Here is a 16502-nt window from a genome sequence, read left to right as displayed (position 1 = left end):
AATGAAAAAATCATTCCTATGGCTTTTCTGTCTCTTTGCTTCAACTTGGAGTCATGCTGAGATTGATCATGATCAAATATCTGAAACAATGGGTTACCTGCTTGTTCGTCATCTTGTACAACCTGGATTTCAGTGTAATCTTGATCGATTTATTCAAGGTATTCAAAATGCACGCGCTGGGAAAGAACCTCCCATGAGTGAAGAAGAATATGAGCAAGCCATCTCTTCAATTCAAGAGACGATTTTTTTACAAACAGCAGAAAATAATCTTGCACAAGCAGATGCGTTTTTAAAACAGAACAAAATGGAGAAAGGGGTTGAAGAGATCGATCCTCAGCTTCAATTTCGTATTGTGAAAAAGGGCAGTGGAGAAGAGGTCTCTTGCGATTCAACTCCTTTAATTCACTATCAAGGATCTCTTATTGATGGCACTATCTTTGCCCATTCCGATAATCCCACACCTCTACCAATCAAACAATCCATCCCAGGTTTTACAAAAGGACTTGTTGGGATGAAAGAAGGAGAAAAACGCATTCTCTACATTCATCCTGAGCTTGGATACGGAATCTCTGGAAATCTACCTCCTAACTCTCTTCTAATTTTTGAATTTGAGGTTTTAAAAGCAAATGCTAATGCTTGTGAAGAAATGATACAAAAATAAAGCTTAACTAGAAACATCCCTATTTAGAATCGCTAAATTCTCTATATTCTAAATTTAACCTTCATTTTTATTTTTTTTAAATGATCAATCTCACAGTCTATCTGAATTTATTCCAAAGTTTTTAAAATCTGAGAAAATCCTTTTCTTAGAACAAAAGATAGAACAATGGTCGAATCAATCGAAATACGCTACTTTTAAGCTAGAGTGCCTGATTGACAATCTTCCGTAAAGCATCTAGATCTTTCAATCCAACGACACGCTTCACAATCGCACCATCTTTAAATAAGATGAGGGTTGGGATTGAAGTAACTTCAAATCTCGCAGCAACATCCACAGATTGGTCTGTATCAACTTTAGCAACTGTGATCTTACCGGACATTTCTTGAGCAAGCTCTTCGACAACTGGAGCAAGCATTCGACAAGGACCACACCATTCGGCATAAAAATCCACTAAAACAACCCCTTGAGAGATTCCCTCATCAAAGTTGTCATCTAAAAATTGCTTAATAATATCAGATGAAGCCATTATCTAATCTCCTTAAAAGATTGATTAAACAATTCATCTTAATTGAGAAAGAAAAAAAAGACAATAGTAGAACAGAAGATTTTCATAGCTCAATGATTGAATTTCAAAAAAATCTATCTAAGAAAATTGTGTAAATCATCTTTCCTTTTTTTACTCATGGTTGTAAAAAAGCCAGAGCAGCTCTTTTGTTCTATCAGCTATTCTCATAGAATAGGTACATATTATGTTAACTCTAGTTGCAAATGGAATCCCTCCTAATCAAATATTCCTTTCAACTTTAGCTAAAAAAAGCCAAGGTATCGTAGCAATTGATGGTGGGTTAGTTGCTTGTGATGAAGCTGGTATTGATGTGGATTTGATTCTAGGAGATTTCGATTCAGTCCCTCAAACTCTATTAGACAAATATTCCGATCTTATAAAAATCAAAACTCCTAATCAAAATAAGAGTGATTTAGAAAAAGCAATTGAGTATTTAGTCTATTCTGGATTCGAGATGTTTACAGTTTGTGGAGCACTTGGAAAACGGATAGACCATACTTTGAAAAATATTCACCTATTATGTAATTACCCTGAAACAATGCAGTTTCAATCCGAATATGAGTCCTGTTTTGCAATCCCAAAATCTTATATCCTTTCTTGTAAAAAAGGACAGACAATCTCTTTAATTCCTATTAGCTCTAGAGTATCTGGAGTGATCACGCAAGGGCTTAAATGGGAAATCAAAAACCAAACACTGACCAAAAGCTTTTCAAGTCTATCAAATCAAGCTATTCAAGAGAAAGTATCGATCCAGTTTGATGAAGGAGATCTCTTATTGACTATCAATTCTTAAGAAAAATTCCTAAATATTTAACAAATGACACGATCATTTTTCATCGATAGGATTAAATTTAAATAATTAAATAAAAAATGCTAGGATGAATTTTAATATAGAGGATAGAAATTATTGAGCTTTGTAGTGAAGAAAGGTTCTATTTTTTATGCTACTTGCTTGGTTACAGGAACTTGTATTGGAGTTTCTTTTCTTAGCCTTCCGATTGTCACAGGATTCACAGGGTTTATTCCTGGGATTTTAATGAGTGTGATAATTTGGATTTTCACTCTTGCTAATGCAATGTTTTATGCAGAGGCGACTTTTGGAACTCCTGATGGAGCGAATTTTTATACAATTTCTAAAACTTTTTTAGGCAAAATTCCTGCCATTATCGTCTCTATTATTTTTTTAATCAATATGTATGCCTATATTGGAGCTTACATCTTATCCGGAGTATCTTCTTTTAATCTACTGAGTGAAAAATTTTTAGGATTTCGTTTTCCTTTTTTTCTAGGATCCATTCTTTATGCATTTACTTTTGGAGTAGTCGTTTTCTGTGGAATAAGAGTGGCCAATCGAACAAATTTTATCTTCCTGATCGGACTGGTGATGGCTTTTCTCTATACTTTTTACTATCAAGCTGCTCAAGTCAATACTCAATATTTAACTCGAATTGCATGGATTTATATCTATTTCTCCTTCCCAATTATTTTTAGCTCATTTGGTTTCAATTTAATTATCCCAACACTCTGCACTTATTTGCATCGAGAAAAAAAGAAAGTACAGTTATCTATTTTTTATGGCGTCACTAGCGCCCTCATTTTTTATATCGTATGGCAATGGATCATCGTGGGTTCCATGGGGAAAATTCCTCTTTGGTTATCTTTCTCTGAAGGCAAGGAAATGACTCAGTTTCCTTGGGGAAAAGAATTTCCAATGGTGATGAGATCCTTAAATTGTGTCATTCTTTTTGCAGCTAATACCTCAGTCATTGGGGTGACTCTATCTATGATTGATTTTTACAGTGATTGCTTTTCTATTCCCTTAACAAGACGGATCTATCAAACCCGTTTTATGATTTGTTGTCTAATTTTCCTTCCTTCATTACCTATAATTCTTCTATATCACAGCCCTTTCATAGGAAAAATTATCAATTACGCCATTGTTCCAGGAGGAAGTTTTATTATTAATGCCATTGTCCCTATTTTCATGGTTGCAAAAGCAAGGTATTTCTATAAACTCCCGACACCTCACTTTGTACCCGGAGGATGTTATCTTCTCTTTTTAATTGGATTTGCAATCTTTTTTTTAATCTATTTACAAGGAATCTCGATCTCTGTGATCTAATCGAATCTATTGAAAGAGATACTTTCAGAATATCTTGAATTCTCACTGATCTTTAAAAAATAGAATCCTTTCTCGAGGGTTACTAATAAAAGAATAGTAAGATCGGGATCTAATACTCGTTGTTCTTGAGAAATAAATATCATTTTAATAAGCTATTATCTTCCAAATCGAATATCTGAGAAAAAGATGAGCATTTCTATTAGGATTAAAAAAGACCTTTTAAGTTTTTTAGAAGAAAGACGTTCCCCTGAACTTTTAGGATCTTATCTATTTTACCTAGAAAAAAAATTTCAGCTAAACCCCGTCCTCTTTATACCAGATAAGATGATCTATCAGAGCAGTGAAGCTGCTATTGACAAGCTTGAAAAAGAAGGTAAGGTTTGGCGAGAAACTGAAATCAAAATTGGATTTGGTCCTCCTTCTGTCAATGAACACACAAAAAAAATTTATATATGTCCCTTTACCGGAAAGGTTTTTGCCAATAATACTCATCCTAACCCACAGGATGCGATTTATGATTGGGTCTCTAAATGTCCTGAAAATAAAGAACGTATTGGGGGGGTCCCAGCTAAACGATTTTTTGTTTCTGAAGATCCTGAAATTATTAAGAACTATATTAAACCACGTAAAGAACCCCTTGCAAAAACAGTCTACTCATCCGCTATTACTGGTAAACTTTTTAATAATAAGCAATCTGTAATTGCTAACTTCAAAGATCTTTACCTTAAAAATCTTACGCTTGTTGAAGTACAAAATCAGAATCGATTCCAAATTGAAGATTCTTTTCTTAATTTTATTCAAGAACATCTACAAGAAAAAAAAATTGCAACCTTTGTTGAAAATCTATCAGAAGATAAAGATTTTCATCCTTATGTCAACCAATGGGTCGAAACAGAAGAATCATAATTACCCATTCAGCTGAAGAGACCTTAAATCTTGGAATGAATTTTGGCTTAGAGATAGAGTTAAAGAAAAATATTGTTGTTTGTCTATCTGGAGAAGTGGGAGCAGGAAAGACCACTTTTGTGAAAGGAGTCGTGCACGCCATCACAGGAATCCTCCCAAATCAAGTGGTCAGCCCTACCTTTGTCTATTTAAGGATTTATAAGAATGTTTATCACTTTGATCTTTATAGATTGGATGGTTGTGAAGAATTTTTAAGTTTAGGGTTCGAGGAGTATCTTTTTGCTGGAGGAATTTGTTTTATTGAATGGAGTGAAAAAATCATTTCCATTTTACCCAAGAGAGCAATTTTTGTTAACCTTTCTCATTTAACGGAAGAATCTCGTGAAATTTCTATTTCAAAATCCTAAATTCTTAAAAACAGTCATTGACCCCATACATTTTCCTACTTTTGGCTTTTTGCCTGAAATTGCAATTGTAGGTCGTTCTAACGTTGGGAAATCGACTTTACTGAATCATCTTTTTAAGTCAAAAAATCTCATAAAAACCTCTTCAACACCTGGTAAGACCCAAGCAATTAATTTTTTTTCCCTGAATGATCAATTAATTTTTGCTGACCTTCCTGGATATGGTTATGCTCGAGTTCCTTTTAAAGTAAAAAAAGATTGGCAGATACTTGTGGAAAAATATCTATCAGCAAAACCAAAACTCATCTTATTTCTGGTCGATAGTCGACGCATTCCTAATGGTGATGATCTTCAGATGCTTGAGTGGATTGAAGCGATACAAATTCCAGCCATTCTCATCTTAACAAAAGTAGACAAATTGAAAAAAAATCAAAGAAGTCAGCAAACAAAAAATATTCTTGATCTCTTACATCCCCTTCCCTATGTACATTACTCTGTTTTAAAAAATGAAGGAAGGAATCAGTTAATTCATTTTATCTCTGAGGTTTTGAATTGACTCTATTATCTACTACAACTTTTGTCTGTCTTGACTGTGAATTTACTGGACTCGATCTAGAAAAAGATCAAATTATTGAACTCGCAGCAATTCGCTTCACTTTTTCAAAAATTCTCAATGAATTTAATAAGCTCGTTAAGCCTAATTGCTTAATTTCTGAAGAAGCGTTTGCAATTCATAAGATTTCTCCTGAAATGATCAAAGATAAACCTCCTGTTGAAATGGTGATTTCAGATTTTCTTGCATTTCTTTCAAATGATATGATTGTTGGTCACGGGGTAGGTTTAGATATAGAAATGGTTAATCGTGCTGCTGAGCGCTCAGGTATTCCTTGTAATCTTAAAGAACATCCTTATATAGATACTCTACGTCTCGCTCGTCTTTACGGAGATAGTCCCAATAACTCTCTTGAAAAGCTTTCTCATCATTTTAACATCTCTACGGAACCTGCCCATCGAGCATTAAATGATGTAAAAATGAATATCAAAGTATTTAAACATCTCGTTGCTAGATATAAAACTCTTGAGCAGATTATGGATATTCTATCAAAACCCATCCAGATGAAATTTATGCCTCTCGGCAAATACAAAGGGCGGCTTTTTTCGGAGATTCCCCTTCAATACCTAACATGGGCAGCACGAATGGATTTTGATGAAGATTTGCTCTTTTCAATTCGATTAGAGCTAAAAAAACGCAAACAAGGAGGAGGATTCAAAGAAGCTTCAAACCCCTTCTCAGATCTTTAGGAGTTAATCATGAAAGACCAAGAGTTAAAAATAGGCCTTGCTGAAATGTTAAAAGGAGGGGTCATCATGGATGTAGTGACTCCAGAACAAGCAAAAATTGCTGAAGAAGCAGGAGCTGTCGCTGTGATGGCATTGGAACGTATCCCAGCCGACATTCGTGCAAAAGGTGGAATGGCTCGCATGACACGCCCTGAGTTAATTGATGCGATTCAAAATACCGTGTCGATCCCTGTGATGGCAAAATGTCGTATTGGTCATTTTGTTGAAGCACAAATTTTAGAAGCTCTCAAAGTGGATTTTATCGATGAAAGTGAAGTTTTAACTCCTGCTGATGAAGAACACTATATCGATAAAAGAGATTTTAAGATTCCCTTCGTATGCGGGGCATCTAATTTAGATGAAGCTTTAAGGCGTATTGAAGAAGGAGCTGCAATGATTCGTACTAAAGGAGAAGCTGGCACTGGAAATATTGTCCAAGCTGTACGTCATATGCGAGCTATTCAAGAAAGAATTCGCTATCTGCAGACACTTGATCAGACGGGCTGGCAGGCTGAGGCAAAACGAATAGGGGTTTCTTATAACTTAATCTATTGGACTGTAGAACATGGTACACTGCCTGTACCAACCTTCTCAGCTGGAGGAATTGCAACTCCTGCTGATGCCGCCCTTATGATGCAGCTTGGCGCCCAAGCTCTCTTTGTTGGATCAGGGATTTTTAAATCAAAAGATCCAGAAAATCGAGCTAAAAGCATTGTAATGGCAACAACACATTTTCGTGATGCAACTATGTTACTAAAAGCCTCACAAGGGCTTTTAGAAGGCATGGAAGGTTCGAGATTAGCTGAAATTTCTCCCGAAGAGGTTCGAAACACAATGGCAATCCAATGAAAATTGGAGTTTTAGCCCTACAAGGAGCTTTTTCTAAACATATTGAAATGCTTAGACAAATTGATGTCTCTGCAGTTGAAGTCCGCCGTATGAGTCAACTTGATGATGTTGATGGATTGATCATTCCAGGAGGTGAGTCAACTACCATATGGAAACTTAATGATCTGCCTTTAGCCAATTTTCCCCGCCCTATTTTTGGGACCTGTGCTGGAATGATCCTCTTAGCTCGTCTTGGCCTCGTTGAGGTTACCATTGAACGCAATGCCTATGGCCGACAATATGCCTCTTTTTCGACTCACCTCGATGTCTACCTTGATACACCCCAGAAAATACATGCGATTTTTATACGAGCACCTCGTATTACAGCTATTCACTCTTCTAAAGTCATTCTTTTAGCCAAAACTCCTGTCCTTGTTCGTCAAGAAAACTATTTAGCTAGTGCTTTTCATCCAGAGTTAACCAAGAACCCTGCAATCCACCACTATTTCATTAAGATGTGCAAGGATAACAAATCTTTAACCACTGCTACTCATCCCTAAACCCGCATCTTATTTTATTTATTCAATGTTTATCTAAAGGTAGAAAATAGTGGTTTAAAAAAACCCATAATCTGAATACAAACTCTCTCGATGTATTTTTATCTCTTTTGTTTTGAAAAATTTAACTAATTTTATTTTAAATTAAAAAAAATAATTTAATAATTAAACTTACTTTGACTAAAAGTCGCCTCTGATGATTTGGACAATTGATGATTCAACTTAACCACAAAGAACCAGAAAAGTTATCTATTCAAGATCTCTGTCTACAAGGGAAAAAAATCATCATGCGAGTCGATTTTAATGTTCCAATTGATGCTGATGGAAGTATCACTGATACAACACGTATTCAAGCAGCTCTTCCTTCAATTTTCTATCTCCTTAAGCAAAGCAAAGCTTTGATTCTAATGAGCCATTTAGGTCGACCAGATCATCCGTTTAATCACAAATTTTCTCTTTTACCTGTTGCTAAAGCTCTAGAGACTTTCATTAGAAGGCCTGTCAAAATGGCACCAGACTGTATAGGACAAGAAGTGAAAGAAATGGCAATCAATCTAAAACAAGGAGACGTGCTTCTTCTAGAGAATCTTCGTTTCCATCCAGCTGAGTTACAACCAAGTATAGATCCTGATTTTGCCAAAGAGCTAGCTAGTTTAGCTGATGTTTATGTGAATGATGCTTTCGCTACTGCTCATCGTAAACATAGCTCTACTTATACAATTACTCAATTTTTTTCAAAAACAGCAGCTGCGGGTTTTTTGTTAGAAAAAGAGGTCTCTGTTCTCAGTGAGATACTAAATACTCCTAAACGTCCTTTTTATGCTCTGATCGGAGGAGCCAAAATTTCGACAAAAATCGGATTAATCAAAAATCTATTAAAAAAAACCGATCTTTTGTTTCTTAGTGGAGGTATGGCCTATACTTTTTTTAAAGTCTTAGGATATGAGGTGGGTCAATCTATGTTTGATCCAAAATTTTTTAAACTTGCAAAAGATATTTTAGAAGATTTTCATGATAAAATCATTCTTCCAAAAGATGCACGTATTGCAAAAAATTCTCATCCAGACACCCCTATAAAAGTCGTGGATTTAGCTAAAGAAGGCATTCCGAAAGGATATAGTGGATTGGATATTGGGCCAAAAACTATTCACCATTTTGCAACTCTCTTTCAGCATGCTAACACCATCCTATGGAATGGACCAGTTGGGGTCTGTGAATTACCAGCTTATAGCCAAGGAACATATGAATTGGCCTATCACCTTACACAATTAGATGCAGTGACTATCGTAGGAGGAGGTGATTTGGTGGCTGCAATCAATCAAGCCGGATTAAAGGATAAGATGACTTATATATCCACAGGGGGAGGGGCCACTCTTGACTATCTTGAGCATGGAACGCTTCCTTGTATTCAAGCTTTATCAAACAAATCACCAAAGATCTCCATATCCCCAAATAAAGAGAATAGAAAAGACAAAGAGCATCTTTAACCTGATTTTTGTTCGATTGGCTGACTTAATAAATAAAATAAATTTATTAAATTCAATATTCTATTAAATAAAAAAAATACTTGAATAAAAAGCGATTTTTAAATAAGAAAAATATTTCAAATCGATCTTGCAATCTTATATTCGTTCATCTTATAATGATGATTCGATCTCTTTGAAGAATAGATGGAAATCTTTCTTAAAATACGGTTCTTTTTGGCTTATAAGCGTTCAAAAAAAACAGGTGACTATGTCACAAGATAGAGAGGGTTTTTCTAAACTGCGTGCTTATTTATGGCCAATTCACAGTTTTGAATTATCTAAATTTCTTCCCCTCCTCGTGATGGCCTTCTTCATTAGCTTCAATTACCACATTTTGCGGAATATGAAGGATACGCTTTTAATCACTGCTAAATCTTCCGGAGCTGAAGTCATTCCCTTTATAAAAGTCTGGGGCATTGTTCCAGGGGCTCTTTTGATGACCTTTATTTATAGCCGTTTAAATAATCGTTTAAAACATGAGCGAGTCTTTTATGGAATGATCTTAATTTTCCTCGTTTTTTTTGCTTCTTTTACCTTTATTATCTATCCCATGCGGGATTATCTCCACCCTCATCAAACTGCGGATTTTTTACATGACCATGTGCCAGCTGGTTTTAAGGGACTGATTGCCATGTTTCGCTATTGGACATTCAGTAGCTTCTATATTATGTCAGAATTATGGAGCTCTGCTATTCTCTCAATGCTCTTTTGGGGTTTAGCGAATGAGGTGACTCGTCTTGGTGAGGCAAAACGTTTTTATAGTCTCATTGCAATCGGATTGAATCTTGCAGCAATTACTTCTGGCCAAGTTTCGGTATTTTTAACAGGAGATTTCTTACGCTCACGGATTATGCTTACTGAAAATCCATGGCACCAATCTATGATTTTTTTAACGCTTGTTGTGATCTTCTCTGGAATCATAATTATGTGCATCTACCGTTATCTGACCAAACAAATTTTTCTAGATCACCATTCCAGTGGCTCGATTGAATCTCCCACCCCAAAAATGAAAATGTCTATGCGAGAGAATTTTGCTCTTTTGGGACGTTCGAATTACCTACTCTACATTGCTATTGTCGTTTTATCTTATAATATTGTGATCAATTTAGTTGAGGTCATTTGGAAAGACCAAGTCCGCACCCTCTATCCCCAACCAAATGATTTCAATGCCTATATGAGCCAAATTACAACAATTACAGGTGTGATTTCTGTCTTAACTTCAATCTTAATTTCAGGACAGTTGATTCGTCGATTTGGATGGACTCCTACTGCTTTAATCACTCCGATTATTTTGTTAATCACTAGCTTTTTTTTCTTTCTCTTTTTTTTCGGACGTCATCAACTTACCGGAGCCCTGGCTCTTTTTGGAACTTCTCCTCTAATGATTGTAGTTTTATTTGGTTCGATGCAAAATTGCTTGTGTCGTGCATCTAAATACACTCTTTTTGATGCAACTAAAGAAATGGCTTTTATTCCTCTAAGTGCTTTCGACAGAATTAAAGGGAAAGCAGCAATTGATGGTGTAGGCTCCCGACTCGGAAAATCAGGAGGCTCTTTGATTCATCAGGGACTTCTTGTGATTTTTGCAACGATTTCAGCAAGTGCTCATATTGTTGCAGCCATCCTTTTTCTCGTTATTATCTTTTGGATTGTAGCAGTTTTATCTTTAGGCAGACAATTTAATGCTCTGCCTTCCAATAAAGCTACGCCCTCTCCTCAACCAATAAAAACTGAACATCAACAAAAAGCAGAACTCATTTCCAACTAATATTTGATTATTAACTGCTTTTCTCATTGAATTTCATGATCTGTTTAGATCACGATAGTAACGAAGAAGGAGTTCAAAAAAGGCAAATGCAGCCATTGTGACAAAAATAAGATAGACCCACTTCGGGAAAATAAGATTGAGAGTTAAACAAATTAGTAAGCCAAATTGTGCAATTGTAGTAATTTTACCCCACCAAATGGCTCTTACCTCATATCCATCCCAACCACGAACAATTCCTAAGAATAGTCCAAAAAAACAAAGTGAAATATCTCTAGATAGCAGAGCAGCCAGCCCTAAAAGAGTTAATTTATTTTCTAAAAAAAAGACTCCGCCAGAAAAAAAAACAAAAAATTTGTCCATAATTGGATCAAGAATAGCTCCAAATTGAGTTGTGGTTTTTTGAAGACGAGCAAGATAACCATCAAGAAAATCACTGAGCATAGCTAATCCAATGGCAAGTAAACGGACCCATGGATTATCTTGAAGGAAAGCAAGGGCAAACCCTGCGCGAGATAGGGACAGGATATTAGAAAGATTTAGCATTCACCAATACTAGTCAGTTGAAGAAATTGCTTTGCTTTTCTTATACCAAATGCAACTGATTATAGCGATCAGAAAGATTCCAAAGAAAATGACATTGACATACCGGATAAAATAAGAACAGTTTTTACCAAAAAAATAGGCGATTGTAAAAAGCGTGCCGTTTGAAATAAGACAGGCAATCCCATCCCCAATTAAAAATTTACTAAACCGCATTTTCCCTAAACCTGCTGTTGCAAATAGGCAATTACGTACTCCAAATGGAATAAAACGCCCTACAAGTAGAGTTAATAATCCATATTTCTGATAATATTGTTCTATTTGTTCTAATCTTTTTGCTTTGAAAAGATAAGCAAACCAACGCAGCCGCCATAAGTGTGCTCCCCAAAGTCTACCAATCCAGTAAACCAACCAATCTGAGAGATAGGCCCCTAAAAAAACAGCTAGAAATAATTTAAATATATTCTCAGGAACAATCGTACTTGCAAGGATCGCACTAAAAATAATTACCAAGTCTTCACTAATAGGAAAATTGAGTCCCGCAAGCATTAAGAGACCAAAAACAAACCAATGAGCATGATAAGCATGTAGTTGAATAAAAGAAAGAATTGTCTCCATAACCGGCAATTATATTAAATGAAAATAATAAAAATAATACATATAAATTTCGATAATTAATTCCTATTTTCTCATTACTGGTTGCATCCTCTAAGCTTATTCCAATTGAAAACCTCTTCATTCAAGTCGAAAAAAATGACTCTAAATCCCCCTACTGACTCAATGTGAAAGTCATGATATCGATGAGTACAACCATGTATTTTTAATTGAAAATCTTACTTCTGTATATAAAGATCAAAGTATTTAATTAAAAATTAATATATATATATATATTTAAAGTAAGATCAAAAGGGATCAAGATTCAGAGACAAAAAAACTTTGATATCCTTGTTTGAAAAAGAGAGGTGGATTAATATGCTGAATTATGAAAATAATTCATGAATCTGTCTTTATGAGTGCATTTCGTGCATTCTTTATTGCTTTTTTTGGTGTCCTTGGAACGGTGATTAGCTTACTTGGGATTTTTCTTGCTTCTTACTTAGTCTTCAAATCTAACGATGACCAAACCTTTTCTGCAAATGTAGAAATTCTTCCTGATGGTGATGGAAACAGGAAAAAACTTTCCGGAGATTCTCCGATTCTTTTGCAAATCACAATTGAGGGAGAGATTGGCAAAGATAAGCTAACAGGGAAAAAGATTGAAGAGATCCTAATTAAATCAAGAGAAGAGGCTTTTTCGAATAATCGAGTCAAAGGGATTCTCCTAGTGATTAATTCTCCTGGTGGAGGAGTGAATGACTCAAACATTATTTACCGTCACCTTAAAGAATACAAAACCAAATACCATGTCCCCATCTATACTTTTATTGATGGGCTATGTACATCCGGTGGCTATTATATTGCCTGTGCCAGTGATAAAATCTTTGCGAGTGAAGTTAGTGTGATTGGATCAATAGGTGTCCTTAACTGGCCTCCTTTCATGAATTTTACTGATACAATGAAAAAAATTGGCATCGAATCGATGACTTTATCAGCTGGAAAAGGCAAAGATCAAATGAACCCTTTCCGTCCTTGGCATGAAGGAGAGGAAGAAGACTATCAGTCTTTGATAGATTATTTTTATCAGCAATTTACCACAATTGTGACCTTAAATCGACCCATTGACATGAATAATTTAAAAGATAACATTGGAGCGAAAGTCTTAACTCCTCCACAGGCTAAAGATCATGGCTTCATTGATGAAAGCAATGCTAGCCGTCGTGAAGTTTTAAATGCTCTTGCCAAAGAAGTTGGAATTGAAGACCATTATCAAGTTGTCGGTTTTGAATCGACTTCTTGGTTAAAAAAAGTGATCAAAGAAACACCCTGTTCTCCTATTGTTTCTGGAAAGATCAAACATGAATTTTCTCTCCCTATTTCTGAAGGCAATGCTTTATACTGGAAATGAAAACACTCTACATCCTTGATGTCTCGGGCTATCTTTTTCGCGCCTATTTTGCTCTTCCTCCAATGGTTAGCCCTCAAGGAGAATCCACAAATGGTCTATATGGCTTTATTCGGTCTATTTTAAAACTTTTCAAAGATTTTAATCCCGAACACATCATTGCAGTTTTTGATAGTCCTGATAATAAAAAAAAACGAATCGAGATTTACGAAAAATATAAAGCGAATCGTCTACGTCTCTACGAAGATCTTCCTCAACAGATTGAGCGCGCAAAAGAATTTTGTGATTTGATAGGCATTCCGCAAATTCAAGTCCCAGAAGTAGAAGCTGATGACACCATGGGAAGCATTGCAGTTTGGGCTGCTGCAAAGGGCACTAATGTCTATCTTTGCACAAGTGATAAAGATTTTGCTCAGCTCGTGAATGATAGAATTTTCATTCTTAATACTTGGAAAGATAACTTGATAATTGATAAGAAAAAAGTAGAAGAGTTGTACGGTGTACCTCCTGAGAAAATTATCGATCTCTTAGCTATAGTGGGGGATTCTTCTGATAATATTCCAGGTGTGAAAGGATTCGGCCCAAAGACTACCATTTCTCTTCTTAACGAGTTTGGCTCTCTTGAAACCCTGTTAGCCAATGCTGACAAAATTAAAGGAGAAAAAAAACAAAAAATACTCAAAGAAGAAAGCGATATCGCTCTTATAAGCAAAAAACTTGCTACGATTCAAATAGATATTTCTTTTCCTAAAGAAGAGAGTTATTTTACTAAAACTTCTCCTGATTGGAATAGGTTGAAAGAGTTCTACATCGATCTCGGTTTTCAGACGCTTCTCAAAGAATTATACTCTGTTGCTAATCAAGATTCCCTCAAAGAAGAAAGTATTTACCACCTTATTGAAGATAAAATAGAATTCCAAAAGCTGTTAAACTCCCTCGAATCTTCAAAAGAGATTGCCTTTGATATACTAATATCCAATCAAAATCCGTTGCTTCCAGAAATTTTAGGCTTAAGTTTTAGTATAAAAGCAGGAGAGGGTTTCTATGTTCCTTTAAATGGGAAAATGGATTCAACAACGATCTTAAATGAACTTAAAAAAATATTTAGCAATCAAAATCTTGTGTTTTTTGGTCATCATGTAAAAGACCATCTCCATGCATTGGCTAAGCATGGTATTGAAATCAAAAATGTAAATTTTGATACTATTCTCGCCTTCTATCTTCTTCATGCAGAGAGTAGACGCCATTCCTTAGAATCCCTCATACTTCAATATTTAGGTAAAGTAAAAAACCCGATTGAAGACTTGATTGGAAGCGGGAAAAAAAAGATTAACCTATCTGACATTTCTATCGAGCAAGCTTCTCACTATTGCTGTCAGAATGTCGATAACATTTTCCAATTAAAAAAGGTTCTAAAAGAAGAGATTCATAAGGAACATTTCGATAAAATTCTTTATGAAACTGAGCTACCTATAATGCATGTTTTGGCTAAAATGGAACGGTCAGGAATCTATCTCGATCGAGAAGAGCTGATGGATCTTTCCGAAGAGTTAAAGAGAGAAATTCATTCTCTCGAACAAGAGATTTATACACTAGCTGGTGAAACATTTAATATTAATTCACCAAAACAGCTTGCAATGATTCTTTTTGATAAAATGAAGATTCAACCATTAAAAAAAACCCTAACCAGCCTCTCTACACGGGCAGAAATCCTTGAGTTACTTGCGAAAGACTATCCCATTGCTGAAAAAATTCTGTTTTTTCGTTCTCTTGAAAAACTTCGTTCAACATATGTTGAAACCCTTCCTTTAAACATTCATCCTAATACAAACCGCATTCATGCCACATTCAATCAATATATTACAGCAACAGGACGTTTAACATGTCAAAATCCAAATCTACAGAATATTCCTGTAAGGAGTGCGTATGGTCAACGCATTCGTCAAGCTTTTAAACCACAAAAAAAAGGATGGAGCTATTTATCAGCTGATTACTCACAAATAGAATTGCGTCTTCTTGCTCACCTAAGTGAAGATCCTCAACTTCTTCAAGCGTTTAAACATGGTGAAGATATTCATGCGTACACAGCTTCACTGATCTTTAGTATTCCTCTATCAACAGTCTCACCGACTCAACGTCAACAGGCAAAAGTCATTAATTTTGGAATTATTTATGGTCAACAAGCCTTTGGTCTTTCTCAGGAACTTGGAATAGATATCAAAAAAGCAGCTGATTTCATTAAAGCTTATTTCGAACGCTATCCTCTTGTATATAAGTATATCGAATTATGCGTCCAAGAGACAAAAAAAACTGGTAAGGCCATAACAATGCTTGGTCGTCAAAGAGAAATTCCTGAGATTCGTCATCATAATGCAATGATTCGTCACCAAGGAGAACGGCTTGCGATTAATACGTCTTTACAGGGAAGCGCTGCTGATTTAATTAAGCTAGGCATGTTAGAAATTGATGAGCAAATCCGTATTCGAGGGATGCAAGGATATCTAATTTTACAGATCCATGATGAATTGCTTTTTGAATGTCCAAATGAAGAAATTGATGCATTAGAACCTCTTGTTAGAAAAGCAATGGAAACAGCCTTACCTTTAAAGGTTCCTTTAGTTGTGGATGTTGCTATTGGCAAAAATTGGGCAGAATGTTAAGATTGAAAAAAGTTGCTGTAACAGGCTCTATCTGCTCAGGCAAAACGACTCTCGGCCTTTTTTTTGAAGAGCTTGGCGCTTGTTTCATCAATTCAGATGCGATAGTGCATAAGCTTCTTAAACCTACAACGCCTGTAGGAAGAAAAGTTATTGATCTCTTAGGGACTGAAATTGTTGATGGAAATGATTTAAATCGAAAGGAGATTGCCTCTAGGGTATTTCGTGATTTACCTTTATTAGAGAAAGTAGAAAAAGCGATACATCCAGCAGTCCAAGAAGTAATAGAAACTAAATACCAAAAAGTTTCACAAACCTCATGTCCTCTTTTTATCGTTGAAAACCCTCTTCTTTTTGAAAGTAATCAACAGGAATTATACGATGTAATCATCGTTGTCATTGGCAACAGAGAAGTGAGTCAGCGCAGATTTTTAATATCAACACCCTATGATATAGCAGAATTTGAAAGAAGAGATAAACGTTTAATACCAATAGCACAAAAATGCAAACAAGCGAACTTTGTTGTAGAGAATTTCGGTAGTCGATCGGATTTGTATTTTTTAGCAAAAAAACTCTTTAAAGATTTAAAAGAAGAGTAGAGATTTTATTAAATTAATCAATCTAA

At 35.5% G+C, this 16502-nt stretch carries 17 protein-coding genes; 14 read left to right on the top strand and 3 right to left on the bottom strand.

Annotated elements, in window-relative coordinates:
• The first annotated feature begins 1 nt into the window (after window position 1).
• Window positions 2-661, top strand: a complete 660-nt coding sequence (locus tag R3E91_04360) for an FKBP-type peptidyl-prolyl cis-trans isomerase (protein ID MEZ5315424.1) — start codon at window positions 2-4, stop codon at window positions 659-661.
• Between the two features lie 199 nt (window positions 662-860).
• Here the strand turns inward: R3E91_04360 and trxA are convergent, their stop codons facing one another.
• Window positions 861-1187 carry a thioredoxin gene (gene trxA, locus R3E91_04355; protein MEZ5315423.1) on the bottom strand — a complete coding sequence of 109 codons (327 nt, stop codon included), beginning with the start codon at window positions 1185-1187 and terminating at the stop codon, window positions 861-863.
• A 223-nt stretch (window positions 1188-1410) separates the two neighbouring features.
• On the opposite strand from trxA, the gene R3E91_04350 reads away from it, so the two are divergent.
• The 10 genes from R3E91_04350 (at window position 1411) to R3E91_04305 (ending at window position 10678) form a co-directional block, all read left to right on the top strand.
• Window positions 1411-2019, top strand: a complete 609-nt coding sequence (locus R3E91_04350) for a thiamine diphosphokinase (protein ID MEZ5315422.1) — start codon at window positions 1411-1413, stop codon at window positions 2017-2019.
• Between the two features lie 114 nt (window positions 2020-2133).
• A complete protein-coding gene (locus tag R3E91_04345; protein ID MEZ5315421.1) occupies window positions 2134-3348 on the top strand; it encodes an aromatic amino acid transport family protein in 1215 nt (404 codons plus the stop codon).
• A 186-nt stretch (window positions 3349-3534) separates the two neighbouring features.
• Window positions 3535-4254, top strand: a complete 720-nt coding sequence (locus R3E91_04340) for a DUF2709 domain-containing protein (GenBank protein MEZ5315420.1) — start codon at window positions 3535-3537, stop codon at window positions 4252-4254.
• Window positions 4230-4661 carry a tRNA (adenosine(37)-N6)-threonylcarbamoyltransferase complex ATPase subunit type 1 TsaE gene (tsaE, locus tag R3E91_04335; GenBank protein MEZ5315419.1) on the top strand — a complete coding sequence of 144 codons (432 nt, stop codon included), beginning with the start codon at window positions 4230-4232 and terminating at the stop codon, window positions 4659-4661. The genes R3E91_04340 and tsaE overlap by 25 nt, the downstream gene beginning before the upstream one ends.
• Window positions 4636-5214: a ribosome biogenesis GTP-binding protein YihA/YsxC gene (gene yihA, locus R3E91_04330; protein ID MEZ5315418.1), complete on the top strand. Its 579-nt coding sequence runs from the start codon at window positions 4636-4638 to the stop codon at window positions 5212-5214. The genes tsaE and yihA overlap by 26 nt, the downstream gene beginning before the upstream one ends.
• On the top strand, window positions 5211-5960 hold the full coding sequence (locus R3E91_04325) for a DUF3820 family protein (GenBank protein MEZ5315417.1): 750 nt from the start codon (window positions 5211-5213) through the stop codon (window positions 5958-5960). The genes yihA and R3E91_04325 overlap by 4 nt, the downstream gene beginning before the upstream one ends.
• Window positions 5961-5969: 9 nt before the next feature.
• Window positions 5970-6848 (top strand): pyridoxal 5'-phosphate synthase lyase subunit PdxS, encoded by an 879-nt coding sequence (gene pdxS, locus R3E91_04320; protein MEZ5315416.1) that lies wholly within the window; start codon window positions 5970-5972, stop codon window positions 6846-6848.
• Window positions 6845-7387: a pyridoxal 5'-phosphate synthase glutaminase subunit PdxT gene (pdxT, locus tag R3E91_04315; GenBank protein ID MEZ5315415.1), complete on the top strand. Its 543-nt coding sequence runs from the start codon at window positions 6845-6847 to the stop codon at window positions 7385-7387. Before pdxS ends, pdxT begins: the two co-directional genes overlap by 4 nt.
• Window positions 7388-7596: 209 nt before the next feature.
• Window positions 7597-8871: a phosphoglycerate kinase gene (locus tag R3E91_04310; protein ID MEZ5315414.1), complete on the top strand. Its 1275-nt coding sequence runs from the start codon at window positions 7597-7599 to the stop codon at window positions 8869-8871.
• A 247-nt stretch (window positions 8872-9118) separates the two neighbouring features.
• Window positions 9119-10678, top strand: coding sequence for an Npt1/Npt2 family nucleotide transporter (locus tag R3E91_04305; protein ID MEZ5315413.1), 1560 nt, complete (start codon window positions 9119-9121; stop codon window positions 10676-10678).
• A 33-nt stretch (window positions 10679-10711) separates the two neighbouring features.
• On the opposite strand, the gene R3E91_04300 is transcribed toward R3E91_04305, so the two are convergent.
• Together R3E91_04300 and R3E91_04295 are read right to left on the bottom strand one after the other, a co-directional pair.
• A complete protein-coding gene (locus R3E91_04300; GenBank protein ID MEZ5315412.1) occupies window positions 10712-11221 on the bottom strand; it encodes a CDP-alcohol phosphatidyltransferase family protein in 510 nt (169 codons plus the stop codon).
• Window positions 11222-11230: 9 nt separating this feature from the next.
• The gene (locus tag R3E91_04295) at window positions 11231-11836 is read right to left on the bottom strand and encodes a DedA family protein (GenBank protein MEZ5315411.1); all 606 of its coding nucleotides are present in this window, start codon (window positions 11834-11836) and stop codon (window positions 11231-11233) included.
• Between the two features lie 364 nt (window positions 11837-12200).
• On the opposite strand from R3E91_04295, the gene R3E91_04290 reads away from it, so the two are divergent.
• From R3E91_04290 to coaE, 3 genes are read left to right on the top strand one after another with little or no spacing between them, the layout of a single operon-like run.
• Window positions 12201-13223, top strand: coding sequence for a S49 family peptidase (locus tag R3E91_04290; protein MEZ5315410.1), 1023 nt, complete (start codon window positions 12201-12203; stop codon window positions 13221-13223).
• Complete coding sequence (gene polA / locus R3E91_04285) at window positions 13220-15880, top strand: DNA polymerase I (protein MEZ5315409.1); 2661 nt, start codon at window positions 13220-13222, stop codon at window positions 15878-15880. Before R3E91_04290 ends, polA begins: the two co-directional genes overlap by 4 nt.
• Entirely contained in the window at window positions 15874-16476 is a 603-nt protein-coding gene (gene coaE, locus R3E91_04280; protein ID MEZ5315408.1) for a dephospho-CoA kinase, read from the top strand. The genes polA and coaE overlap by 7 nt, the downstream gene beginning before the upstream one ends.
• The last annotated feature ends 26 nt before the right edge of the window (window positions 16477-16502 follow it).

This window comes from Chlamydiales bacterium (genome assembly GCA_041395025.1).
GTDB lineage: Bacteria > Chlamydiota > Chlamydiia > Chlamydiales > JAAKFR01 > JAJACP01.
The sequence above is the reverse complement of the archived record's forward strand: the minus strand, read 5'-3'. Positions and strand labels throughout refer to the sequence as shown.

What these genes read in the sequence shown, in the direction of transcription:
- pdxT (MEZ5315415.1), top strand. Translation starts at nt 6,845, where the DNA reads ATGAAAATTGGAGTTTTAGCCCTACAAGGAGCTTTTTCTAAACATATT.
- polA (MEZ5315409.1), top strand. Translation starts at nt 13,220, where the DNA reads ATGAAAACACTCTACATCCTTGATGTCTCGGGCTATCTTTTTCGCGCC.
- R3E91_04310 (MEZ5315414.1), top strand. Translation starts at nt 7,597, where the DNA reads ATGATTCAACTTAACCACAAAGAACCAGAAAAGTTATCTATTCAAGAT.
- pdxS (MEZ5315416.1), top strand. Translation starts at nt 5,970, where the DNA reads ATGAAAGACCAAGAGTTAAAAATAGGCCTTGCTGAAATGTTAAAAGGA.
- R3E91_04295 (MEZ5315411.1), bottom strand. Translation starts at nt 11,836, where the DNA reads ATGGAGACAATTCTTTCTTTTATTCAACTACATGCTTATCATGCTCAT.
- coaE (MEZ5315408.1), top strand. Translation starts at nt 15,874, where the DNA reads ATGTTAAGATTGAAAAAAGTTGCTGTAACAGGCTCTATCTGCTCAGGC.
- tsaE (MEZ5315419.1), top strand. Translation starts at nt 4,230, where the DNA reads ATGGGTCGAAACAGAAGAATCATAATTACCCATTCAGCTGAAGAGACC.
- R3E91_04290 (MEZ5315410.1), top strand. Translation starts at nt 12,201, where the DNA reads ATGAAAATAATTCATGAATCTGTCTTTATGAGTGCATTTCGTGCATTC.
- R3E91_04305 (MEZ5315413.1), top strand. Translation starts at nt 9,119, where the DNA reads ATGTCACAAGATAGAGAGGGTTTTTCTAAACTGCGTGCTTATTTATGG.
- R3E91_04340 (MEZ5315420.1), top strand. Translation starts at nt 3,535, where the DNA reads ATGAGCATTTCTATTAGGATTAAAAAAGACCTTTTAAGTTTTTTAGAA.
- R3E91_04350 (MEZ5315422.1), top strand. Translation starts at nt 1,411, where the DNA reads ATGTTAACTCTAGTTGCAAATGGAATCCCTCCTAATCAAATATTCCTT.
- R3E91_04360 (MEZ5315424.1), top strand. Translation starts at nt 2, where the DNA reads ATGAAAAAATCATTCCTATGGCTTTTCTGTCTCTTTGCTTCAACTTGG.
- R3E91_04300 (MEZ5315412.1), bottom strand. Translation starts at nt 11,221, where the DNA reads ATGCTAAATCTTTCTAATATCCTGTCCCTATCTCGCGCAGGGTTTGCC.
- trxA (MEZ5315423.1), bottom strand. Translation starts at nt 1,187, where the DNA reads ATGGCTTCATCTGATATTATTAAGCAATTTTTAGATGACAACTTTGAT.